The 22,566-nt window shown below is 66.0% G+C and carries 24 protein-coding genes, 5 tRNA genes and 1 riboswitch; of the genes, 6 read left to right on the top strand and 23 right to left on the bottom strand.

Going from position 1 to position 22,566, the window contains the following annotated elements; genetic code table 11:
* Positions 1–3 precede the first annotated feature (3 nt).
* Together hemN and ACUDTM_RS00140 are read right to left on the bottom strand one after the other, a co-directional pair.
* Positions 4–1,413: an oxygen-independent coproporphyrinogen III oxidase gene (gene hemN / locus ACUDTM_RS00145; protein ID WP_072166936.1), complete on the bottom strand. Its 1,410-nt coding sequence runs from the start codon at positions 1,411–1,413 to the stop codon at positions 4–6.
* Between the two features lie 44 nt (positions 1,414–1,457).
* Complete coding sequence (locus tag ACUDTM_RS00140) at positions 1,458–1,898, bottom strand: group III truncated hemoglobin (RefSeq protein WP_088497761.1); 441 nt, start codon at positions 1,896–1,898, stop codon at positions 1,458–1,460.
* A gap of 178 nt (positions 1,899–2,076) precedes the next feature.
* On the opposite strand from ACUDTM_RS00140, the gene ACUDTM_RS00135 reads away from it, so the two are divergent.
* On the top strand, positions 2,077–2,364 hold the full coding sequence (locus tag ACUDTM_RS00135) for a hypothetical protein (protein WP_014036651.1): 288 nt from the start codon (positions 2,077–2,079) through the stop codon (positions 2,362–2,364).
* Complete coding sequence (locus ACUDTM_RS00130) at positions 2,361–3,410, top strand: 4Fe-4S dicluster domain-containing protein (RefSeq protein WP_088497735.1); 1,050 nt, start codon at positions 2,361–2,363, stop codon at positions 3,408–3,410. Before ACUDTM_RS00135 ends, ACUDTM_RS00130 begins: the two co-directional genes overlap by 4 nt.
* A 9-nt stretch (positions 3,411–3,419) precedes the next feature.
* On the opposite strand, the gene ACUDTM_RS00125 is transcribed toward ACUDTM_RS00130, so the two are convergent.
* A complete protein-coding gene (locus tag ACUDTM_RS00125) occupies positions 3,420–3,656 on the bottom strand; it encodes a hypothetical protein (protein WP_005416001.1) in 237 nt (78 codons plus the stop codon).
* Between the two features lie 359 nt (positions 3,657–4,015).
* Positions 4,016–4,219 carry a hypothetical protein gene (locus tag ACUDTM_RS00120; RefSeq protein WP_061478465.1) on the bottom strand — a complete coding sequence of 68 codons (204 nt, stop codon included), beginning with the start codon at positions 4,217–4,219 and terminating at the stop codon, positions 4,016–4,018.
* Between the two features lie 111 nt (positions 4,220–4,330).
* Here ACUDTM_RS00120 and ACUDTM_RS00115 point away from each other — a divergent pair, with 111 nt between their 5' ends.
* Positions 4,331–4,732: a helix-turn-helix domain-containing protein gene (locus ACUDTM_RS00115; protein ID WP_061478466.1), complete on the top strand. Its 402-nt coding sequence runs from the start codon at positions 4,331–4,333 to the stop codon at positions 4,730–4,732.
* A gap of 22 nt (positions 4,733–4,754) precedes the next feature.
* Positions 4,755–4,818: riboswitch (Fluoride riboswitch) on the top strand.
* 81 nt (positions 4,819–4,899) lie between these two features.
* Positions 4,900–5,292: a fluoride efflux transporter CrcB gene (gene crcB, locus ACUDTM_RS00110; protein ID WP_072166715.1), complete on the top strand. Its 393-nt coding sequence runs from the start codon at positions 4,900–4,902 to the stop codon at positions 5,290–5,292.
* Between the two features lie 3 nt (positions 5,293–5,295).
* Here crcB and ACUDTM_RS00105 read toward each other — a convergent pair whose 3' ends face one another.
* Complete coding sequence (locus ACUDTM_RS00105) at positions 5,296–6,129, bottom strand: AraC family transcriptional regulator (RefSeq protein WP_088497733.1); 834 nt, start codon at positions 6,127–6,129, stop codon at positions 5,296–5,298.
* Between the two features lie 184 nt (positions 6,130–6,313).
* Here ACUDTM_RS00105 and ACUDTM_RS00100 point away from each other — a divergent pair, with 184 nt between their 5' ends.
* On the top strand, positions 6,314–7,390 hold the full coding sequence (locus tag ACUDTM_RS00100; RefSeq protein WP_445391037.1) for an alpha/beta hydrolase family protein: 1,077 nt from the start codon (positions 6,314–6,316) through the stop codon (positions 7,388–7,390).
* Positions 7,391–7,412: 22 nt separating this feature from the next.
* On the opposite strand, the gene ACUDTM_RS00095 is transcribed toward ACUDTM_RS00100, so the two are convergent.
* The 5 genes from ACUDTM_RS00095 to ACUDTM_RS00075 all read right to left on the bottom strand — a co-directional run bounded on the left by ACUDTM_RS00095 (position 7,413) and on the right by ACUDTM_RS00075 (position 9,365).
* Positions 7,413–7,682: a hypothetical protein gene (locus ACUDTM_RS00095; RefSeq protein ID WP_005415995.1), complete on the bottom strand. Its 270-nt coding sequence runs from the start codon at positions 7,680–7,682 to the stop codon at positions 7,413–7,415.
* A 218-nt stretch (positions 7,683–7,900) separates the two neighbouring features.
* Positions 7,901–8,815, bottom strand: coding sequence for an ADP-ribosylglycohydrolase family protein (locus ACUDTM_RS00090; protein WP_353762482.1), 915 nt, complete (start codon positions 8,813–8,815; stop codon positions 7,901–7,903).
* A 116-nt stretch (positions 8,816–8,931) separates the two neighbouring features.
* A tRNA-Cys gene (locus tag ACUDTM_RS00085) sits at positions 8,932–9,005 on the bottom strand.
* Positions 9,006–9,071: 66 nt separating this feature from the next.
* Positions 9,072–9,147, bottom strand: a tRNA-Gly gene (locus ACUDTM_RS00080).
* 142 nt (positions 9,148–9,289) lie between these two features.
* Positions 9,290–9,365, bottom strand: a tRNA-Gly gene (locus ACUDTM_RS00075).
* A 131-nt stretch (positions 9,366–9,496) separates the two neighbouring features.
* On the opposite strand from ACUDTM_RS00075, the gene ACUDTM_RS00070 reads away from it, so the two are divergent.
* Positions 9,497–9,946: a hypothetical protein gene (locus tag ACUDTM_RS00070; protein WP_134968034.1), complete on the top strand. Its 450-nt coding sequence runs from the start codon at positions 9,497–9,499 to the stop codon at positions 9,944–9,946.
* A 4-nt stretch (positions 9,947–9,950) separates the two neighbouring features.
* Here the strand turns inward: ACUDTM_RS00070 and ACUDTM_RS00065 are convergent, their stop codons facing one another.
* From ACUDTM_RS00065 to ACUDTM_RS00005, 13 genes are all read right to left on the bottom strand, one after another.
* Positions 9,951–10,871, bottom strand: a complete 921-nt coding sequence (locus ACUDTM_RS00065) for an HlyD family secretion protein (protein WP_445391036.1) — start codon at positions 10,869–10,871, stop codon at positions 9,951–9,953.
* Positions 10,868–11,596 (bottom strand): ABC transporter ATP-binding protein, encoded by a 729-nt coding sequence (locus ACUDTM_RS00060; RefSeq protein ID WP_188241110.1) that lies wholly within the window; start codon positions 11,594–11,596, stop codon positions 10,868–10,870. Before ACUDTM_RS00060 ends, ACUDTM_RS00065 begins: the two co-directional genes overlap by 4 nt.
* Positions 11,597–11,606: 10 nt before the next feature.
* Positions 11,607–12,746, bottom strand: coding sequence for an ABC transporter permease (locus ACUDTM_RS00055; protein ID WP_188241111.1), 1,140 nt, complete (start codon positions 12,744–12,746; stop codon positions 11,607–11,609).
* The gene (locus tag ACUDTM_RS00050) at positions 12,743–14,206 is read right to left on the bottom strand and encodes an efflux transporter outer membrane subunit (RefSeq protein ID WP_445391035.1); all 1,464 of its coding nucleotides are present in this window, start codon (positions 14,204–14,206) and stop codon (positions 12,743–12,745) included. Before ACUDTM_RS00050 ends, ACUDTM_RS00055 begins: the two co-directional genes overlap by 4 nt.
* Before the next feature lie 605 nt (positions 14,207–14,811).
* Positions 14,812–14,887, bottom strand: a tRNA-Gly gene (locus ACUDTM_RS00045).
* Between the two features lie 114 nt (positions 14,888–15,001).
* The gene (locus ACUDTM_RS00040) at positions 15,002–16,285 is read right to left on the bottom strand and encodes a type II toxin-antitoxin system HipA family toxin (protein WP_445391034.1); all 1,284 of its coding nucleotides are present in this window, start codon (positions 16,283–16,285) and stop codon (positions 15,002–15,004) included.
* Positions 16,278–16,595 carry a helix-turn-helix domain-containing protein gene (locus tag ACUDTM_RS00035; RefSeq protein WP_053501247.1) on the bottom strand — a complete coding sequence of 106 codons (318 nt, stop codon included), beginning with the start codon at positions 16,593–16,595 and terminating at the stop codon, positions 16,278–16,280. The genes ACUDTM_RS00040 and ACUDTM_RS00035 overlap by 8 nt, the downstream gene beginning before the upstream one ends.
* 155 nt (positions 16,596–16,750) lie before the next feature.
* Positions 16,751–17,857, bottom strand: coding sequence for an NAD(P)/FAD-dependent oxidoreductase (locus tag ACUDTM_RS00030; protein WP_252745439.1), 1,107 nt, complete (start codon positions 17,855–17,857; stop codon positions 16,751–16,753).
* A gap of 227 nt (positions 17,858–18,084) precedes the next feature.
* Positions 18,085–18,160: transfer RNA gene (locus ACUDTM_RS00025), tRNA-Gly, on the bottom strand.
* Positions 18,161–18,395: 235 nt separating this feature from the next.
* Entirely contained in the window at positions 18,396–19,022 is a 627-nt protein-coding gene (gene pgsA, locus ACUDTM_RS00020; protein ID WP_005412825.1) for a CDP-diacylglycerol--glycerol-3-phosphate 3-phosphatidyltransferase, read from the bottom strand.
* 18 nt (positions 19,023–19,040) lie between these two features.
* A complete protein-coding gene (gene uvrC / locus ACUDTM_RS00015) occupies positions 19,041–20,885 on the bottom strand; it encodes an excinuclease ABC subunit UvrC (protein WP_053500510.1) in 1,845 nt (614 codons plus the stop codon).
* Complete coding sequence (locus tag ACUDTM_RS00010; protein WP_445391033.1) at positions 20,882–22,294, bottom strand: hypothetical protein; 1,413 nt, start codon at positions 22,292–22,294, stop codon at positions 20,882–20,884. Before ACUDTM_RS00010 ends, uvrC begins: the two co-directional genes overlap by 4 nt.
* Positions 22,291–22,566 (bottom strand): arsenate reductase/protein-tyrosine-phosphatase family protein (locus tag ACUDTM_RS00005; RefSeq protein WP_445391032.1); only part of this gene is annotated, 276 nt, incomplete at its 5' end. The genes ACUDTM_RS00010 and ACUDTM_RS00005, both read right to left, overlap by 4 nt.

The raw sequence follows: 22,566 nt of genomic DNA, 5'->3' as shown, positions 1-22,566 counted from the left end.
ACGTCAGATTGCACGCGAGTAGCGCGGCTGCTCGCAGGCGGCACGCAGGTACGGGTCGAAGCACATCGCCAGCAGCCGCAGCAACGGCCGTCCAGGCTCGCTGGCGCGCACTACACCGTCACGGTACTCGGCGAGGCCGTCTTCCTGCAGCCGCTGCACCGAACGCAGGTCTTCGGCGAAGTACTGCTCGAAATCCACGCCATGGCGCTGGCCCAGCACCGCACCGTCCACCTCGCCCTGGCACATCAGCTGCTGGATGAGTTCTGCGCGCAGCTGGTCGTCGGCGCTGAGCGCCACGCCGCGCCACACCGGCAACTGCCCCTGGTCCACGGCATCCTCCCACGACGGCAGGTCGCGCGGATTCTGACTGTAGGTGGCACCGATGTGGCTGATCGCACTCACGCCCAGGCCGAGCAGATCGGTGTCGGCGTGGGTGGTATAGCCCATGAAATTGCGATGCAACTGCCCGGCGCGCTGCGCACGTGACAGATCTTCTTCCGGCAATGCGAAGTGATCCATGCCGATGTACTGGTAGCCGGCCGCAGAGAGTTTCTCCACCGCCAGGCCCAGCAGCGCCAGCTTGTCTTCCGGCGAAGGCAAGCGGCGTTCGTCGATCTGCTTCTGTGCGCGGAAAAGATGCGGCAGGTGTGCGTAGCCGTACACCGCCAGGCGATCCGGGCGCAATGCCAGCACCCGTTCCAGGGTGCGGCCAAACCCTTCCAGGCTCTGTCCCGGCAGCCCATAGATCAGGTCGACGTTGACCGAACGCATGCCGCTGTCGCGGCAGGCCTGCAGGATGTCCAGCGTCTGCTGCACGCCCTGCACGCGGTTGATCGCTTCCTGTACCTGTGGGTCGAAATCCTGCACGCCCAGGCTGGCGCGGTTGAAGCCCAGCCGCGCCAGCATGGCGACATCGCGGGTATCGATGAAGCGCGGATCGAGTTCGATCGAGAAATCGCGCTGCGGCGAATCGCTGAAATCAAAGCGCCGGCGCAGTCCTTCCACCAGCGTGGTCATCGCCTCGGCCTCGAGGAAGTTCGGCGTGCCCCCGCCCAGGTGCAGCTGGATGACCTCACGGCCGTCCTCGAACTGCGGCGCCAGCAGGTCGGCCTCGGCCAGCACGCGCGCGACGTAGCTGTGGCCACGGCCGCGGTCGCGGGTGATCACCCGGTTGCAGCCGCAGTAGAAGCAGGGGCTGGAGCAGAACGGCACATGCACGTACAGCGACAGCGCGCGGGCCAGCTGGTTGCTGTCGGCGATTGCCCGGCGCAGTGCCGGCGCATCGAAGCCATCGTGGAAATGAGGCGCGGTCGGATACGAGGTGTAGCGCGGCCCGGGCCGGTCATGCCGGCGCAGCAGGTCGGGGTCGAAGGTCCAGGCCAGACCGCCGGCGGCGGGAGAGAACGTGTCCATGCCGCCAGCATCGCGCCGGGCGGACGCCACCGCCTTGACCCAGATCAATCGCGGGTGGGGATTCCCAGCACCGGCAGGCCGACCTGCGGCCAGCGCAGCATCTGGTAGCGCTTCCAGAAGGTGTCACCGATGCGCGCGGCGACGTCGTTGGCCAGCGCCTGCATGGGCGGGTTGCCGCACTCGGCGGTGGTGATCCGGAACAGCACCAGCCAGCGGTCGAACAGGTCCTTGTCCAGCTCGATGGCCATGTGCTTGGACATCGGCGAGCCCTTGAAGCGGCGCGTACCGCGCAGCATTGCCGACCAGAAATCGACCAGCTGCGCCAGGTGTTCCGGCCAGTCGCGGACGTGTGCCTCGAACACAGGCCCCAACCGCTCTTCCTCGCGCACGCGCGCATAGAAATCGTGGACCAGGCGGGTCACTTCCTGCTCGGTGCACAGCCCGGGCGAGGCGACGGGCAGCACAGGTGGCGATATTGCGTTCATCGGGTACCCAAAGCTTGCCGGCATTGTGCCGTAGCTGGCCGGCACCGCCGTTGATCCAGATCAATGTCGGCGCAGTCCGCTGCACCTAGGCTGGCACGCCTGCAGGAAGCATGCCCTGCGGATGCTGCGCCAGCCTCGGCGGAGTATACGCGCCGCCCTCATTCCGATCCGGGACAGCATGAACAGACCCTCTCCCAGCCGCCGCCAGCAGCTGATCCAGCACTGGGGCGCCATCCTTTGGCCCAGCTTCATCGCTGCAGGCCTGGCCAGCGTGGTGTTCTTCGCCTTTGTCGACCCGCTGCGTCTGCAGGCGATCAGCTTTCCGGGTACGGCGATCAGCCGCGAACTGGGCTATACGGCAGGATTCTTCATGTTCTGGTCGGTGACCGCACTGTCCAGCGCGGTCACCTGGTACCTGCAGCGACCGATGCCAAGCGACGACGACGACGAGCTGCCGCTGGGATGAGTACGCCCTGCACCGGAATCCCACGCCGCTGGCATTGGCGCGCCGCGCTCAGCGTGCTCTTGCTGGCCTTGTTCTATGCCTTGCCATGGCTGCGCTGGAATGGGCGGCAGGCCCTGCTGCTGGACATCAACGCGCGGCGCTTTGACCTGTTTGGCTGGACATTGTGGCCCAGCGATGTCGGCGTGCTGATCGGGTTGCTGGCGGTGCTGGCGGTGGGCCTCGCGCTGCTCACCCACCTCGCCGGCCGCATCTGGTGCGGCCACGCCTGCCCGCAGACGCTATGGCGCCGCGCCTTCGACTGGATTGCGCGCGCCATGGCCCGGGCCTTTCCAGCGCCCGTCGTGGTCCCTGCCACCCAGCTGGCATGGGGGCTGCTGTCGCTGTGGACCGGCATCACGTTCGTCGGTCTGTTCAGCCCGATCGAAGAACTGGTGGCCGCCGCGCCGCATGCCGGCTGGAGCGGCTGGGAAACGTTCTGGGTGCTGTTCTATGCCGCCGCCACCTGGGGCAATGCCGGCTTCCTGCGCGAGCAGGTGTGCCGTTCGCTGTGCCCGTTCGCGCGCCTGCAGCCGCTGCTGACCGATCCGCATACACCGCGCATGTTGTACGACGCGCGCCGCGGCGAACCGCGCGGCATGCGTCCGTCGGGGCTGGGGGGCGTGCTCGGACGCGGCCGTGGCCTGCTCGACCCGACCACCGCACAGGACTACGTGTTCCGCGCTGCACACCCGCTGCTGGCCGGACCGATGCCCACCTTCAGCGCCGACCGCCTGGGCGACTGCACCGATTGCGCTGCCTGTGTCAGCGCCTGCCCGATGCAACTGGATATCCGCCAGGGACCTCAGGCCGATTGCCTGGCCTGCGGCGCCTGCCTGGAGGCCTGCTCGCAGCAGCAGCACCAGGCCGGTTTCGGCCCGGGGCTGGTGCGCTACTGCAGTCCGCAGGCCATGGCCGGGCAACCGCGGCAATGGTGGCGACCGCGGACCCTGGCACTGCTGTCGATACTGCTGGCGCTGTTGGCCTGCGGCGCCTGGCGCCTGCTTTGAATCAACGGATCAACGCGGCCCGTTGGCGTGCGGCGGCACCAGCTGCGCGCGTCGGACGATGCCCAGCTGCTCGATGATCAGCGCCATTTCATTGGTAACTTCGGTACGCTCGGTCCCTTGCGGGACCAGGCGGTCCAGCACCTGCTGGTAGGTATCCCAGAACGCCGGACCGCATCCGTGTTTGTGATAACTGGCTTCCAGTTCGCGGCGTACCCGTTCAGCCAAGCCATGCATGCCGTATTCCATACGACCTCCGTTGGACTTGTTCTGCATCGTTGACGGTCTACCGACTCACTTGCGAGCTACTGAAAGACTCCCGGGCTTCACGTCCGGTTGATCCCAATTAGTCATAGATTTCACGACAGGTCAATTACATACCGCGACTTTCGTGATCGAAATTATTAATCGTTCACGAAACCACATACGGGGAGACGGGGTGCCCGGATGGGTCGGACCCGACACACTGCCCCGATTTCCCCGGCCCCGCTTTGGTAGGCGCCATCGATGGGCCAGCCCCGTTCCATCGAAGTTTCCAATGTTGCTAAGCATACTTAGCAAATACTGTTTAGAGTGCTATATGCGACAAAAGGCGGCGTAGTTGGGGCTTACTCGCCCTGCGTCGCCTCAGTCGCGGGGAACAGGTTGGGATAGCGCTGATGCAGGATGTATTGGCGTAGCGCAGGAATCGGGAAGTTCTTGGGCCATTGCGACACGGCAGATCGGCTTATGCCAAAAAAGCGCGCCAGTTCGGCATCGGTCCGGAAACCCAGCCGGGCGCGTACCTGCCCCTTGCTCCAGAATTCGGTCACGGTCGGTCCTTCTGTTAACCAGACTTATTCTTGGAACAAGGGAACTTTGCGATCCACGCGTTAAGCTGGCTTGCATAGATGAATACTCTCGGCCAACGACTCGCCATTGCCATGAAGAAAGCCGGGCACCCTCGCCCGGCCGATCTGGCCCGCGCCGCCGATTCGACGACGGCAACCATCAGCAACTGGCTCAACGACCATGTCAGCCCCGCCCATGTGAAGGCCGAACAGCTGTTCCGCATCGCCGATGCGGCCAAACTGGACGCGCGTGAACTGCTGTACGGCGTGAGCGGGCTTGGCGTCGGTGAGCGGGGCAATACCTATATCCCCAGCCAGGCCCACCTGGATGTCTGGCAGGACGCCTACGAACTGGTCAGCCATCTGGTGGAGGAGAAGGGATTGCAGATCGACCATCGCCGCCACGCGGCCCTGGACCTGCTGGCCTTCGAACTGCTGATGGACGGCTTCAGCCGCAGCAAGGTCATCCGGGTGCTGACGACCTCGATGACGTGAATGCACTACCACTGGTAGCATGGTCGCGGATGGGGATGGGGCTCCCCCGATAACCGCCCGAAAGGGCTGATGGCTCCTGCCAGGACGAACCGGTCTTCGTCGATGGCGGGCCGTGCCTGCCGTCGGCGTTCGCCATCGAATCAGCGAACCCCCAACCGAGGCACGTGATGCACGCATTGAACAATTATCTGCTGGTCTTCATCGGCGGCGGGCTCGGCGCCTGCCTTCGCCATGCCTGCAACCTGATCGGTACGCGGGTAGCGGTCGGCAGCCCGTGGCCGTGGTCGACCTTCCTGATCAACATCAGCGGTGCACTGCTGATGGGCGCGCTGGTCGAAGCCTTCGCCCTGCGCAATGGCGCCTCGCCGCAGTTGCGCCTTCTGCTGGCCACCGGCGTCCTCGGCGGCTACACCACATTTTCCACCTACGCGCTGGAAATCGGTCTGCTGCTGCAGCGCGGCCAGCATGGCCTGGCAGCGTTGTACGCCGGCGGTTCGGTGGCACTGGGCCTGGTCGGCCTGTTCGGTGGCATGAAACTGGCCCGGCTGGTGCTGGGCTGAGGCTCAGCCCGCGCCGGCGCGGGCCTGTCCGCGCCACTCCCGCGGCGACTGTCCGGTATGTGCCTTGAATGCACGCGACAGTGCGGCTTCGCTGCCATAGCCGACGTCGTCAGCGATCCGCTTCAATGGGCGCCCCTGGCGCAGCGCCTGCTGCGCCAGGCCCACCCGCCAGCCCTGCAGGTACTGGCCCGGGGTAGTGCCCATCGCCTCACGGAAACTGGCAGCAAAGACGCTGCGTGACATGCCGGCGACCTCGGCCAGGTCTTCCAGGGTCCAGGACTGTGCGGGCGCCTCATGCATCGCCACCAGCGCCAGCCGCAGCCGCGGATGCCCCAGCCCGGCAAACAGGCCACCACGCATCTCGCCCCCTTCCATCAGCTGCCGCAGCACCTGGATCATCACCACCTCGAACAGCCGGTTGACCATCGCCGCACGCCCGCAGCGCTGCTCGAAGGCTTCTTCGAACAGCAGCTCCAGCGCTGCGTTGCCGCCGTACAGATCGGCCAGCGGCAGGCAGATGAAATCGGGCAACGCCGCGCTGATCGGGTTGAGCCGCCCGCCCTCGAAATGCAGATTGGCGCAGGCCATGTCGGCGCCATGCTGCGGATCGGTGCTGAACCGATGCGGCATCGGCCGTGGGTACAGCAGCAGGCTCGGCACCTCGACCTGGACGATCTGCTGGCCATGGCTGACCTGCAGCGGGCCACGTCGCACCAGATGCAGCTGCCCGGCGTCATCCTCGCCCGCCAGCGTGTTGATGCCGCACAGCGCGCCAGCATGGAACACCGAGGCGGTAACCGCAAAGCGTTCAAGCAGAATGGCAAGACGGTCGACCATGACGGGACCCTGGGTAAAGTAGAAAGAGATCAAGGCGACACATCGTATCGGAATCACCCCCTTAGCGGACGTGATCAACTCTGGGAGCGGGTGCCCCCCAGCCCGCCCTTCCTGCGGCAGTGCAGCGCGCGCAACATTTCGCTGGCATCTATGCTCGGGGTCATTCCCGCATGGAATGACCCCGATGCCCGCCCTGCTTCGATGCGCCCTCGCCCTCGGCCTGCTGCTGCCTTCGACGACCTTGCTGGCGTCAGCGCCAACGGCGGCACGCACGCTGAGCGGCGAGCTGCAGGGCGCGCCGTGGCGCCTGGACGTGCCGGCCGACTGGAACGGTGACCTGGTGATGCTGGCGCACGGCTACGAGCCGGTAGGCATGCCACGTGCTACGCCGATGGCTGCCAATGACGGCACCGCGCCACTGCTGGCGGCAGGCTACGCCGTCGCGCAGAGCGCCTATGCCAGCCAGGGCTGGGCGGTGGCCGATGCGATCACCGACATGGAACGCCTGCGCCGACATGCAGTGGCTGAACTCAAGCACGTGCGCCATATCTGGATGCTGGGATTTTCGATGGGCGGCGCCGTGACCCTCGCCAGCCTCGAACGGTTCCCGCAACACTACGCTGGTGGCGTGTCGCTATGCGGCGCCAATCTCAGTGGCGAACAGATCGCGAGTGATCTGCTGAGCACGCTGGTCGCTTTCGATTACTTCTTTGCCAAGGCCGAAGGCCTGCCGGCTGCGGGACTGGTCTCACGCGAAGCGGCTGCGCTGCCACAGGGCGAACTGTACCAGGGCATCTCCAATGCGCTGCAACGCAGCCCGTCACATGCCGCGTTGCTGGCACAGCGGCTGCAGGTGTCAGCTGATGCACTGGCCGGCACGATCAGCCTGCATGCTCTGGTCCTGCACGAACTGGCCACGCGCAGTGGCGGCATGCCGGTGGGCAACATAGGTGTGGCTTACAGCGGCTTCGGTGACGACATGGCGTTCAATGCCGGCGTGCAACGTGTCGACGCCGTGCCTGCCGCGCAGGCCGCTGTCCGCAGGGAGCTGGCATTGAGCGGTGCGTTGAGGCGACCGCTGGTGATCCAGTTCAACAACAACGACCCGACGATCTTGCCGCGCATGCAGACGGTGTATCCGCAGACGGCCGCACGGGCCGGCGCCCGTCCGCTGCCACAGGTGCTGCCGCCCGTTGGCGAAGGCCATTGTGGCTTCTCCGGCGCGCAGATCATCGAGGCGTTGAAGGCCGCGCAGCGTTGAGCAATCGCGGCCCACGCGCAGGTCAGCCGCCCAGCGTGCCCATCGTGAAGGTGTAGCCCGAGCTCATCAGGAATTCGCGCATGCGCATTTCCGCGCGCCGTGGTGAGGCCAGGTTGGCCGGCGCGTACAGGGCATACACCAGGCCCGACCCTTCGATATGCTCGCGGCGCACCCCGCAGCGGGCGGTTTCCGAGGCGATGACCCATCCGTCCTTCAGCCGATCCGGGCCAATGGATTGCCCGTTCTTCAAGCGGAAGGTCAACCAGCGCACATCTGCCGTGACTTTGCTCATTTCCGTTTCGCTCCGTGGCTGGAACGACGCGTGATGTCCTTGCTCGCCATTGCGGCTCCCTGAGACGTGGAACTCGACCATAGCGCCTTTCCATGTCGTGGCCGGCTGAGACTGGCGACCGGGGCGTGTCGAACGGCTGCAGGTGATACAGCGCGGCGTCGGAAATGGCGGCGGCAGGGAGCGTCCTGCCGGCGCAGTTCACAGGCAGGGAACCCGACTCACGCAGCGCGGTCGCTGCCCTGGTTCAAGGCGTGCAGCACATCGGCCAGCGCCTGGATTTCGGCACGCAGGGCCAGCCTCTGCAACCACCGCCCGGGGATTCCGCGCGCACCATGGAATGCACCCGCCAGCTGCCCCGCGATGGCGGCCGTGGTGTCGGCGTCCTCGCCAAGATTGGCCGCCTCGAGTACGACGGCTTCAAAGGTGTCGTGGCGATCAAAGCACCAGAGTGCAGCTTCCAGACTGTCGACAACATAGCCATTGCCACGGATCTGCTCACGCGTGGCACCGCGGTAGGCGCCCGCCGCGATCTGCTGCAGCCGCGCGCTCTCGACGGGGACATTGCTGAGATCCAGCACCGCGTCACGGGTGCCACCTGCCAACGCCCGCTCCAGCGCGACCGCCAGCAGGCGGCACGCCTCCAGGCACTCCTGCGCACCGTGCGTGGTTCGCGAACTCAACGCGGCCATGGCCTGCAGGTCGGGAGTCCCGGCGTAGCGCAATGCTACCGGCGCCAAACGCATGATCGAGCCATTGCCAGCGCTGCGTGGGTCGTCACTCCCCGCCAGCGGATGGCCATCCTGCAGGAACCGGTCGATGGCAGCCCGCGTTGCCATACCGATATCGAAGCACTCGCCGGTCGCACTCCAGTACCCATGCCGGTACCAGTTGGCGTAGCGGTTCATCTGATCGTGCACATCGAAGGTGTCACAACGCACCAGGCTCTCGGCCAGGCACATCGCCATGGAGGTATCGTCGGTCCATTGCCCCGGCTGCAGCTGGAACGGCCCACCACCCACCATGTCGGTGATCGGGGTGAAGCTGCCACGAGGCTTGAACTCCAGCGTGGTACCGACGGCATCGCCGCACGCGAGGCCGAGCAAGGCGCCGCGGAAGTGATCAATCTGGTTCATCACACGAGTGTAGCGCCACCGCATCTGACATGACTGACTGCCGGGCGGTGATCGCGCGAGCGGGAATTGATCGCAGCCAAACAAAAAAGCCCTGACCGGAGTCAGGGCTTTTCAATTGGAGGCCTCAAGCGGAATCGAACCGCTGTAAACGGATTTGCAATCCGGTGCATAGCCACTCTGCCATGAGGCCAACGTACTGCGCGCCAGGAACCCAGCCCTGACAAGACAAAACCCCAAGATGGGGCCTGTCGGAACATGGAGCGGGAAACGAGACTCGAACTCGCGACCTCAACCTTGGCAAGGTTGCGCTCTACCAACTGAGCTATTCCCGCGTAAGCCGACATGCTACCGGAAATCCGGAAAACACACCAGCGATTTCACTTTTCTGACTGCGCGTAAAGCCTTGTGGCCCAACGTGCCCCGCCTTGCCGGGGCGGGAGAAAAACAAGGCCCCTACCGGGGCCCTGTAGAATCTGGAGCGGGAAACGAGACTCGAACTCGCGACCTCAACCTTGGCAAGGTTGCGCTCTACCAACTGAGCTATTCCCGCAGATTCTTCGACCTGCGTCGAAGGAGCGCTATTGTGTCCAAATTCCTTCACGCCGTCAACAGTCTTCACATCATGCGGTCACGAGCGTCCGCGCTGGGGTACGCTGCCCCGCCCAAGCACGGACACCGCCGATGCCTAGACGCTACGTCCGCCTGTTCTGGTTGCTGGTCGCGCTGACCTGGTTGGCGCTGATCGCCGCACTGGTCAATGCGGGCTTCACTCCGGACTACTGGCTGCTGCATCGCCTGGAAGGCGCCCAGCTGCCCTATCCGACCAGCACCGTCATCGTGTTCGCGTTGCTGGGCACGGTTGAACTGGTGGTGGCGGCGCTGATCGTGCGCCCGTGGAAACTCAAACGCCTGTGGCTGCGCCTGCTAATCGCCTTCGCCCTGCTGCTGGTCTGGTCGATACCGTGGATGCTGTCGGCGATGCACCAGCCTCCGGTACAAGGCATGCACCTGCTGTGGTTGCTGCTGCTGGACGTGGGATTGCTGCTGGCGCTGTGCGTGGTGTCGGCGGTGAGCGCGTGGCGGGCGCTCTGCCGGCGCGGGTCACCACAGACTCCCCCGCCGCAGCGCTAGAGACCTACTTCCGGAACTCCACCCGCACGTGCTGGCCGAAGCGCGCCTTGGCTTGCCCATCGAACTCCAGCACGCACTCCACCACTTTGGCCACGCCACGCCCTGCATCTTCAGGCAGGCGTGCCTGCGCGAACACCGGACTGATGCGCACCAGGCGTGCAGGCGGCAGCGTGCCCGTGTTCTCCGCACCATCACTATCCGGCACGACAGTAGCCTTCATGCCCACCTGCACGGCATCGGCGTAGGCGGCGCTGAGTTCGGCGCGCACCTGCAGCGGGCGCGCCGGCAACAACGAGATCACCGGCTTGCCCGCCTGCACGAAGGCACCGACGCCCGGCACCTGGCCGACCACGGTGCCGGCTTCCGGCGCGCTCAATGACATCTGCTGCAGTCTCAGCTTCGCGTGCTCCAGCTTGTGCTGCGCCAGGTCGACCTGCGCACCGGCCACGTCGACATCGGCACGCACACCGGCCAGCTGCTGTTTGGCCGCATCGGCCTGCTGGTTCGAGGACACACCTTCGCTGGCGCCCGTGGACAGTCGGGTGGCGTTGCGCTCCAGTTCGCGCAGCTGCGCCTGGCTGCCCTTCAGGCGGTCATTGGCCAAGGCCAGATCGGCGGTGGCCATTGCCACTTCCTGCTGCAACAGGGCGCCATCCAGCGACAGCAGCAGCTGCCCCTTCTTCACCGTGGCGCCTTCCTTCACCGGCGCTGCAGTGATCGAGCCATCCACCGGCGGTGCCAGTGCGATCAGGCCACCTTCGACGTCAATGATGCCCCGCGCCACGGCAACCTTGCCGTCGGCGGCAGTACCCGCCTTGCCTGAGGGGGCCGACGCGGCGGTGGGCGCTTCCCTGGAACAGGCGCCGAGCAGCAGTGCCGCGGACAGGGCCAGGCTGAGGGGAAGCAGATGCGACGTCTTGGTCATGGGGCGGACTCTACGGTTTCGTTCTGGCGGCGGTCGTCACGGACCATGCCGTCTTCCATGGCGATCACCCGATCGGCATGCCGGATCAGGCGCGGATCGTGGCTCACGCACAGCACGGTGGCGCCCTGCGCGCGTGCGTAGCGATGCAGGATGTCGATCACGCGCTGACCGTTCTCGGCGTCCAGCGCGCTGGTGGGTTCGTCTGCGAAGATCAGGGTCGGCGACTTGGCAAACGCGCGGGCAACCGCCACGCGCTGTTTCTCGCCACCGGACAGCTGCGCCGGGCGCATGTGGCTGCGATGGCTGAGGCCGACTTCTTCCAGCGCCTTGCGGGCCAGCGGCTCGCTTTCGCGATTGCGCATGCCGCGGTAGCCCAGTGGCAGCTGCACCTGCTCCAGCGCGGTCAGTGCCGGGAACAGGTTGAAGCCCTGGAACACGAAGCCGACATGGTGCAGGCGGAAACGCTCCACTTCACTGCGGGTCATGTGACCCACGTCCTGGCCCAGCGCGTGCACGCGACCGCCATCGGGTGCGGACAGGCCGGACAGCAGCGACAGCAGCGTGCTCTTGCCGCAGCCGGACGGGCCGGATACCAGGGTCAGCTCGCCGGGATAGATGTCCAGCGACAGGCCACGCAGCACCGGCACCTGCACATCACCGGACATGAAGCCTTTTTCCAATGCTTCGGCCTGCAGGGTCGGGGCGATGGCGCGTGTGGAAGTCATCGGCCGGTCCTCAACGCAGCAGCAACGATGGATCGGAGCGGACGACGCTGCGCACCGCCATGATGCTGGAGAGCATGGCCATCACCGCGACCAGCGCCACGCAGCCGAGGATCACCATCGGCGTCAGCTGCACCGGTACGCGCTGGGTCTGCGCGATCAACAGCACCACCGTGCTGAACGCCGCCGCCAGCAGCATGCCCACGCCACCGATCAGCAATGCCTGCTCGAACACCACCCGCGCCAGCGCATAGCGGCCTGCACCGAGTGCATTGAGCGTGGCGTACTCGCGTACCGAGCCGGCCACCACCGAGGCGAACGACTGGTTGGTGATCACCGCACCGACGAAGCAGACGATGACGGCCATGAACAACACTGCGATACCTGCGCCGGTATCGAACAGCCAATACTGCTGCGAACGGCTGGCGAACGCCGGCGCGGTCCAGAACTCGACCGGTGTGGCCTGGCCCATCGATGCGGCCAGGCGGTCACGCACGCGGTCGGCCAGGTCCGGCGAGCGCAGGCCCGCCACGAAATAGGTGCTGCCCTCGTGCGGGTCAGTGCCGGCGATGGCGCGCGCGGTGTCCAGCGAGGCCAGAACGTTGACGCCACCGAGGCCGCGCAGGCCCGGTTGTGCGGCGACCACGCGCACCGCCTTGCCATTGATCCAGGCACGGTTGTTCTGCAGGTCCACGCCCAGCGTATCCAGATCGGCGCTGTCGACGATCACCGCACCCGGCTCGCGCAGCTGCGCGCGCAGGTTGGCAGGGAGGATGCGCGCGAACATCATCGCGTCGTCCCGGGTGGAGATGCCGGACAGGTACACCGACACGTTGCCGGTGCCCTGCGCGCCGGACCGCCATTCGCCATCGACCCACTCGTAGGGCTCGACGCGGGTGACATCCGGGTCCATGCGCAGATGGCTTTCCACATCCGCGCTGATTGCATGGCCGTAATTGACGCTCTGGGTGCCGGGGAAACCAGCCCAGATATCGGCCGAGGACGCCTTCACGTAGATCGCGGCGGTACCGAAGATGCCCAGCACCAGTGCGGCCTGCACGATCAACAGCACACCGGCGAAACACATCGCCAGCACCACCGGCAGGAACCGGCGCCACTCATAGGCCAGGGTCTTGCGCGCGAGTGCGATCATTGTGGTTCGCCCTCACCCTCGGCAGGCAGCTGGGCACCGCCGAGGGCGCGGTACAACGATGCAAAGGCCAGCACGCGCGCACCCTGTGCAGCGATCAGATCAGCCTGCGAGGCGAGTGCGGCGCGTTGCGTGTCGAGTCCGTCGAACTCGCTGGACAGGCCCAGCTGCACCTGCCGCGCCTGGCGCTTGACCTGCTGGTCGGCGGCATCATTGGCCACACGCAGCGACTGGATGCTGCTGTCCTGGCGCGCCAGGCTACCCAGTGCACCTTCCACTTCGCCCACGCCTTCCAGCACCGCCTTGCGGTATCCCAGCAGCGCGGCGTCCAGTTGCTTCTCATCGGCATGGAACCGCGCGCGACGCTGGCCCCAGTCCCATAGCGGAATATCGATGTACGGGCCGATCGACGGGCTGGAGTCGGAATTGGAACGGGCGTTCTGGGTGAGGTTGTAGGCATACAGGATCGAGCCACCCAGGCTGATCCGCGGATACATCGCAGCGCGCGCCGCGCCTTTGCTGGCGGCGGCCTGCATCACCTCCGATTCGGCCAGCAGGATCTGCGGTCGATGTCGCAGCAGGTCAGCCGGGACCTGCTGCAGCGTGAACGCACCCAGCGTCGGCGGCGTGCGATAGGCGTGCCAGGCCGGATCCGGGCCATCGCGGCCCAGCAGCAATGCCAGCGCACGGGCGGCGTTGTCGGCGTTTTCCCGCGCCTGCGCGATGGCGGCACGGGTGGCCGCCTGCCGCGCGCGCAGCCGTTGCAGCTCGCCCGGCTCATCCAGGCGCAGCCGCTGACGGACCAGCGCCAGCTGTTCGCCGCGGTCGTCCACGGCCTGTTGTCGGGCCAGCAGGTCCTGCTGGGCCTGGGCCACGGTCAGGTCGAGATAACTGCGCACCACGTCGGCGATCACCGCCACCTGCGCGGCATTGCGCAACGCCTCGGCATTGCCGGCCGAGGCCTGCGCGCTCAGCTGCGCGCTCTCGGCGGCGCCGAACAGCCCCAGGTCCCAGATCGCTTCGATGCCTGCATGGAAATAGGTGTCGACCGCGGCGGCGTCCTGTACCTGCTTGGCGCTGGCCGAGATTTCCGGCAGGAAGCGCGAATCCGAGGCGCCGGCGACGATCCGCACTGCCTGCAGGCGCAACGTGGCCTGCTGCAGATCAAGGTTGCCGGCGATGGCCCGGTCGACCAGGCCATCCAGCGCTGGGTCGGCCAGCACCTTCCACCACTGCCTGGCATCCACCGCCACGCCCTGGCCCTGCGGCACCTGGGTCCAGGCGGTGGGTGTGCGGTCAGGCAGGTCCGGAGCCGGCACCGACATGCAACCTGCCAGCGCCAGGCTGGTCAGCAGCGTGCCCGGGCGCAGCACTGCCTGCAGGAAGAGTCCGCGCCCGGTCCTGGGCACTGCCACTGGAGTGATACGCCTGACCACCAGCCCGCCAACGTGTAGAAGGAGCATGAAGGCTACCGTGCGATTGTGGAGCGAACATGGAGAAATCGTCCGAAAAAGGTCACAGCACGCGTGCGGTTCAGGCAACGCCGACCCAGACTTTCACTACGCTTTCAATGCGTTCCCGGCACGGAACACTGGACGACTTCCACGGCGTATTGCACATTGCGGTAATTCCTTGCTTCGATGCTGCACGACCGTGAAACACCCTCGCCGTTGGCTGCTGATTGGCTCGATCACGACAGCGACTGTCGGTGTGATCGTGCTCGTCCTGACCACCCCACTGGTCTCGAACGCCCTGCTGCTACTGATGGAGCGCAGCAACTCCATTCCCGCCGAATCCTCGATCCTCACCTTCGAGCCGTATGCGATCAACGACGGCTCGTCGAACTACTGGTTGTATGGGAAGGACCGCACCTACTACTACCACTTCACCTACGAGGATGACGTTCCCTACGTCTACATCCCGCAGGACAACCGCTGCCCCGGTTTCGACCGGCAGAATGCCCGGACCTGGTGCAGCGCCCTGCCCGGCAAGGCACGCTGGCGCGGTGGTGGTGCAACCGGTGTGACAAACGAAAAACGCTCCCTTTCGGGAGCGTTCTTCTTGAATCTGGAGCGGGAAACGAGACTCGAACTCGCGACCTCAACCTTGGCAAGGTTGCGCTCTACCAACTGAGCTATTCCCGCAGATTTCGTTCGACCTGCGTCGAAGGAGCGCTATTGTGTCGATATTGCTGCACGGCGTCAACAGGAATTTTCGGCCGCATTGTGGGGCGGCGTTCAGGCCCTCGGACCCGGCCCTCAGGGCCGCAGGCCACGCCGGACTTCCCGCAACAGAGCTACGTTCTCGTTGATGCGCCCCTGGATCATGATCAAGGTGTCTTGAGCAATAACGTTTGAGTACATGCTGTTGGCGATTTCCGTGAATTGGCTGGCCACGTCGCAAATGCTGCCAATCGCCAGACTGGCGTCCGCGTGCTGCACTTCTGCCTCTTCGGCAAGGCGAAGCAGGTCAGCACGGGAAATCTCCAGTGCCTCCCCCATGACGTCCATCTGGTGATATCCGTTGGGTCCTTCGCAGAAGGTCACGTCGTAGGCCGGAGCCAAACGCCATTGCCCATCTGGCGACATGATGTAGGCAAAGTTTTTCGGATGATCGTCCCGGTTGTTGAACGCAACGTTGAAGACCGCACGTTCGAAGGCCACGGCCATTTGCCGCACGTCATTGGTGCACAACCGGGTCGCGCGCAGGAAGTTGACATAGTCCAACGACCCCGCCGTCTGGTAGTTGGCGCCCGTGAATGCAGCAAGACTCTGCATCGGCACACGCAACCCATCGTGGCGATCAAAGCGCTTGCTGGCGAACGCGGCCAGCCCGTTGGGCAGGCTGAAGTACTGCGTGTCCGGGGTCTCGATGCCACACCTGCGCAGGCACTCGGCGTAGACCATTTCGATGGCGCACACCTCGGCATGCTCTTCTCTGGCCGGGAACTTGATCAACCAGGCTTCGAAGCCGGGCGTGACGGCCGTGGTGAACGCGCCCGATCGCGGATCGCGATAGACCAGGGCCTTGGGCCTTGCACCTTGGGGCGAACCACCCACCAGCAGCAAGGTCTGCAGGAATTCACCACCTTCTCCGTGGAGCACCTGCTGCACTTCCGCGGAAAGCTGCTCGAGCGGTATATGGACCTTCGGCGCCTCACCTTCGGGCGCCACGGGCTCAAACGTCATGGCCCCCATCGCGTTGCCACCGATATAGGCCAGCCGCTGGAGCGGGCCAATGCGTGCAGCGTTGATTCCGCGGCGCCTGAACATGCGGTCCATCAGCAGCATGCCCCAGCCGTCTGGCAACGCGTCATACACAGGCCCGGGCAGTTGCAGCTGATGGTCCGGAAAATCCCGCCGCAACGGAGGGCCGGCCAGCGGCAGCTTGTACGAAGACAGTTCCAGTCCCCTTCGCCGGGCCTCGTTGCTGTACTCGAACGCGATCAGCGGCCGACCGGTCAGGGCGATGCTGGAGATCAGCGTTCCCCAGTGCCATCGCTCTCCCCACCCTTCGTAGAAGACCTTCACCTGTTCAGGCATTACGGGGCTTCCTCTTCGTCCGGAGGCGGTTCGCAGCCTCTTCGTAGCGCCGAATGTCTTCGATGCTGTCCAACTTTGGCTGGAACAGGCCTTCGAGCTCGTTGATCCGACCAAGGACCATCGCCACGCGGACCACCGCCTCGAAGCCAACATTGCGCCCGGCCTCCAGGTTGGACACGGTGTTGGTACCAATGCCGGCACGCCCGGCCAGATCCGACTGTGTCATGCCCAACGCCATGCGCTCTGTGCGCAAGCGCCCGCAGAGTCGCTTGACGACCTCGCTGGGCTTGCTGAAGCTTAAATCCAACATAGCGCGTATCATCCCCTCTCTATGCCGTTTAACACCCAAAATAATAGAATTAATCCCAATTCCATTCAATTGATTTAATTCCCGAATTCTGTGTTTTATTTGGGAATTCAGTTATATAAATACAGAATTCTGGAATTACATTGGCAAAGCACACGTCACGTGCGCAGGCCGCGGCGGTGGAAGTAGACCTGCTCGGCAATGCGCCGCGTGGCCGCCGTGTGCAGCAGTGCGTTGAACGGCCATTCGGCCTGCAGATGATCCATCGCCCAGCGCAGCAGGCGCTTGCCATGGAATGCCGGCGCCACCTGCCGCGCCACCCGTTCCGCTTCCGGCCCCTGCCCACGCAGATGGCGGGCCATCGCCTCGCCGACCGCCCAGCCGTGCCGCCACGAGGAGTGGATGCCCCCTGCGGAGAGCGGCGAGACGATGCCCGCCGCGTCGCCGGTCAGGATCACGCGTTGGCCGGTGATCGGCCCATCCGGTCGGCCGCAGGGCACCAGGCCAGCGCGGGTGGCCGAGGGACGCGCAGATGGCGGGATGCCGACCACATCGCGCACATGCTCAAGGAAACCATCAATATCCAGCGGCCGCGCCTGTCGCGGATCATGACGCAGGGCCAGCCCGACCTGCAGGCCGGTCGGATTCTGCGCGACCCAGCCGATGTAGCCCGGTGCAAAGCGCTTGCTGAGGAAGCAATGCAACGCGTCGCCCTCTGTCACCTGCAGGCCGGCGAACTCACGCTCGACGCCGTAGAGGTTGTCACGCACCTGGCCAAGCCCGGTGCGCTGGGCAACGCGTGAGCGTGCGCCATCTGCGCCGACCAGATAGGCGCAGCGCCCTGTCCCTTCGACCTGCCAGCCGTCACCACAGCGGCGAGCGTCGGTGAAGGACTGCTGCAGGCGCAGGTCGACACCGTTCGCGCGCAGTTCGCTGGCCAGCCAGCGCATCACGTTCGGCGTATCGGTGGTGAGGAAGTAATAGCCCGGTGCGGCCAGCAATACGCTGCGCAGGTTCGGCGCATAGAGGCGCACGTTGGCGACCCGCTGCACCAGATGTTCGGGCATGCGCCCCAGCCAGGTCTGCTCCACCGCTTCCTTCACCACGATGCCCGTTGTGTGCAGGCGTTCGCCGGGGTCGGCCTTGCGTTCCAGCACGCAGACGCGCAGGCCGTATTGAGCAGCAGCCAACGCGCAGGCGGCACCGGCGAAGCTGGCGCCGACGATGACCACATCGTGGTCGTAGGCGGAGGGAGTTTGGGGCATGGCTGCATCGCCGTGGAGAATCGGAGATGCAGGTTCGCCAGCGCGGATGGTAGGGCGATGGGGTGTGGGTGAAGTGGGGATGAAGCGGTGGATTGTTGGCGAGGGATGGCGGATTTCAGACATCACCGGCATGCGTTCGCGTGCATCGGCGCAGGACGAAGACTGATTGCCGGCGGGACGACCGCAGAACGAAAAACGCCCCCTTCCGGGAGCGTTTTTCTTGAATCTGGAGCGGGAAACGAGACTCGAACTCGCGACCTCAACCTTGGCAAGGTTGCGCTCTACCAACTGAGCTATTCCCGCTTGGGAGGCGAAATTCTACCTGTTCTGGGAATGGCGTCAAGCGGTTTTTTCGAGGCCTGCGAGGCGCCTTGCACCGCGTATCCACGCATGGCGTGGATCTACTACAGCATCCCCGCAAACCGATAGATTCGCATCCTTCGTGGATGCAGCATTTCCAGTAGATCCACGCCATGCGTGGATGGGCGCATCAATGGGGTCAGAGCCCTTTCCTTCGGAAAGGGATACGACCCCGGGCTCAGTTGCCCAGCTTCTTCTGCCGTGCACGCTCGCGCGCGGCACGCTCGTCATCGCGCAGGCTCGGCCAGGCCGCGTGCAGGTACTGCAGGCCCGACCACAGGGTCAGCACGGCGGCAATCGCCAGGGTCCAGTCGCCGATGTGGAACACCGGCCAGCCCATCCAGATGTCTTCCACCGGCACGTTCGGTGCCACCGAATACAGCAGGCACAGCAGCGCGACCATCTGCGCGGTGGTCTTGATCTTGCCGATCATCGCCACGCGCACCTTGGCGCGCTGGCCCAGCTCGGCCATCCATTCGCGCAGCGCCGATACCGCGATCTCGCGGCCGACGATCACCGCCGCCCAGAATGCCATCCACGGCGTCGGATGGCCCTGCACGATCAGGAACAGCGCTACTGCCACCATCAGCTTGTCCGCAACCGGGTCGAGGAACGCGCCGAAGGCCGACTCCAGCTGGTAACGGCGTGCGATCCAGCCGTCGAGCCAGTCGGTGATCGCGGCCAGGCCGAAGATCGCCGCCGAAGCGAAGTTGGTCCAGGTGTAGGGCAGGTAGAACACCAGCACCAGCACCGGGATCATCACGATCCGCAACAACGTCAGCCAGGTGGGCAGGGTCAACTTCATGCTTGCGTGCTTCTCTCTCTACTCGGCTGCATCGGGCGTGGCCAACCCGTGCAGGTTAGCGTAGATACGTGCCGCGAGGGCGTCATTGATGCCTTCCACCTTGGCGATTTCCGCTTCGCCAGCGGCTTTCAGGCCCACCAGGCCACCGAAATGCTTGAGCAGGCTGGCGCGGCGGCGCGGCCCGATGCCGGGGATATCCTCCAGCTTGCTGGTCATCCGTGCCTTCTGGCGGCGCCCACGGTGGCCGGTGATGGCGAAGCGATGCGCCTCGTCGCGCACCTGCTGAATGAACTGCAGCGCCGGGTTGGCCGCGCCCGGGCGCAGCTCGCGGCCATCGGGCATCACCAGCGCTTCGTGGCCGGCGCGGCGCTCCACGCCCTTGGCCACGCCCACCAGCAGGACGCCTTCCACGCCCAGGTCGGCCAGTGCGGCCTGCGCCTGCGCCAGCTGGCCGGCGCCACCGTCGATCAGCAGCACGTCCGGCAGCACGCCCTGCTCTTCCACCGCGCGGCGGAAGCGGCGGTCGATGGCCTGGCGCATCGCGGCGTAGTCGTCGCCCGGCTCGATGCCGCTGATGTTGAAGCGGCGGTACTGCGCGCGCACCGGACCGGCGGCGTCGAACACCACGCACGAGGCCACGGTGGCCTCGCCCAGCGTATGGCTGATATCGAAGCACTCGACCCGCTTGACCGGCTCGGCCAAGCCCAGCATCTCGCGCAGTGCGTCGCTGCGCGCGTGCTGCGCGTTGCGGCTGTTGAGCTCGGTGGCCAGGGTCAGCTGCGCGTTGCGACTGGCCAGCTCCACGTAGCCGGCACGCTCGCCGCGCACGTTCCACTTCAACTGCACCTTGCGCTCGGCCGAGGCGGACAGCGCGGCGACCAGCAGATCGGCGTCGGGAATCTCGCGATCCAGCAGGATCTCGCGCGGTGGCTCGAATTCGATGTAGTACTGCGAGACGAACGCGGCCAGCACTTCCTCCGGACTCTCCTCGCCGTTGGTGCGCGGGAAGAATGGGCGGGTGCCGAGGTTGCGGCCATCGCGGAAGGCCAGCAGCAGCACGCAGGCCTGCGAACCCTGCATGGCCACCGCCAGCACGTCCAGGTCGGCGGCGCGGCCGTCCACGTACTGGCGGGTCTGCATGCTGCGCAGCGAGGAGATCAGGTCGCGCAGGCGCGCGGCCTGCTCGAACTCCAGCGCCTCGCTGGCGGCCTGCATCTGCTCGCCCAGCTCGCGGGTCAGTTCGTCGCTCTTGCCTTCCAGGAAAAGCGCAGCGCGGCGCACCGACTCGGCGTAGTCCGCGGCCGGCACCAGTTCCACGCAGGGCGCGCTGCAACGGCCGATCTGGTATTGCAGGCACGGTCGCGACCGATTGCGGAACACGCTGTCCTCGCAACTGCGCAGCTTGAACAGCTTGTGCATCAGGTTCAGCGTTTCGCGCACTGCGGTCACGCCCGGATACGGCCCGAAATAGCGGCCGGGAATGGCGCGCGGGCCACGATGCAGGGCGATGCGCGGCCAGTCCTCGCGGGTCAGCAGCACATGCGGGTAGGTCTTGTCGTCGCGCAGCGAGACGTTGTAGCGCGGCGACAGCGACTTGATCAGCTGGTTTTCCAGCAGCAACGCCTCGGCTTCCGAGCGCGTCACGGTCACGTCCATGCGCGTGATCTGCGAGATCATCGACATGATCCGCGCGTTCTTCGGGCTGCCGTTGAAATAGCTGCCGACGCGGTTGCGCAGCGCGCGCGCCTTGCCCACGTACAGCAGGGTGTCGTCGGCCGCGTACATGCGGTACACGCCGGGGGCAGTGCTGAGCTGGGCCGCGAAGGCCTTGCCGTCGAAGGCCGGGGCGGGAACGTCGGTCATTCGCTGATCGGGACTTCGCTGAGCACGCCGCTGTCGGGGTCGAATCGCAGCACGGCATGGGCGTCGGTCTCGGCGATCCACACCGCACCTGCGCCCACCGCCAGGCCAGCCGGGCCGTGCAGGCGGCGCGGCAGCGGCTGGGTGGTCAGTTCACCGCCGCCCAGGCGGAGCGTGCGCAGGCGACCGTTGCCGGTGTCGGCGATCCACAGCAGCGGGGCGTCCGCGCCCAGTGCGATCGCCTGCGGGAACTGCAGGCTGGCCTGCGCGCGCGGGCCATCTTCACTGCCGAAGCGCCACGGACCCTGCCCGACCAGGGTCTGCACCAGGTCGCCGCGCAGCTGCAGTGCACGGATCGAGGAACCCAGTGCATCGGCCACGTACAGCACCTGCTGCACTACGGCCAGCGCAGTCGGTTGTGCGAAGGCAGCCAGATGGCCGCTGCCATCACGCTCGTCGATGGAACCACTGCCGGCGCGCCATTGCAGGCTGCGCTGGCCCAGGTGGTAGCTCCAGATGCGGTTGTCGCCGGCCATGGCGATGTGCAGCTGGTTGTCGGCGATGGCCAGGCCGACCGGATGGTCCAGCGAGACCTGCCGGGCCTGCGCGACCGGACCTTCCACCGGCGCACCGGGGCGGCCATTGCCGCACAGCGTGTCGACGATGCCGGTCAGCAGGTTGATGCGGCGCAAGGCATGGTTGCCGGTATCGGCGACGTACAGCGAATCGCGCTCCAGCACCAGCGCCTGCGGGCGGTGGAACGCCGCTTCGGCGAGATTGCCATCCATGAAATCGGCGGTGCCGAGGCCGAACTGACGCAGGATGCGGCCGCCATGGCTGCATTCGAGAATGCGGTGATGGCCGCTGTCGGCGATGTACAGGCGTTCGGTGCTGACCGCCAGCCCCTGCGGGAAGCGCAGGGCCTGGCGCGGTTCCGGATGCAGTTCGCTGCCGCCACGCGGCGGCGCCGATGGTGCGCCCTGGCACAGCGCGTTCAAGGCGCGCTCCAGTTCACCGGGCGCGCCCTGCCCGACCAGCCGTTGCTGTTCACGGCCCTGCGCGTCCAGCAGCACCATGGTCGGCCAGGCGGTGACGCCGAAGCGGCGCCAGCCATCCCAGTCGGCATCGAGCAGCACGGGCATGGTCAGGCCCTGACGGCGCAGCAACTTCAGTGCGGCCGTGGCATCGCGTTCGAAATCAAAACGCGGCACCTGCAGCACCAGCGGCTGCAGCTTGCCCGGGTGGCGCGACATCCATTGACCGAACTCGGCCAGGCGTTGCGCACTCCAGGCGGAGGCCGCATTGACGAACAGCAGCGCGACCGGCCGGCCGCGCAGTTCGGTCAGGGTGCAGGGGGTGGCATTGAGCCAGGTGGCGAATTCGGGCAGGTCCGGGACGGGCTGGACGTTCATGACCTGATTATGCCGGAGTCGGCGTCATGCAACAGTCGTGCCACCGCACGTTTTGCAGCATCGTCGACCAGCGACCAGACCTGTTCGAAATGATCGCTGCCGCCGGTGTAGGGGTCAGGGATGGCTACCCGCCCCTGCCCGCCGGACCAGGGCAGGTACAACGCCAGCCGTTCACGCTGGGTCGCCGACGCCAGGCGCCCGGCATCACGCAGGTTGGTCTCGTCGGCACACAGGATCCAGTCGAAACGGTCGAAATCCACCGCCTGCAGCTG

This window comes from Stenotrophomonas maltophilia group sp. vghtpe118 (assembly GCF_052605195.1).
This window is presented reverse-complemented; position numbering and strand designations above follow the sequence as displayed.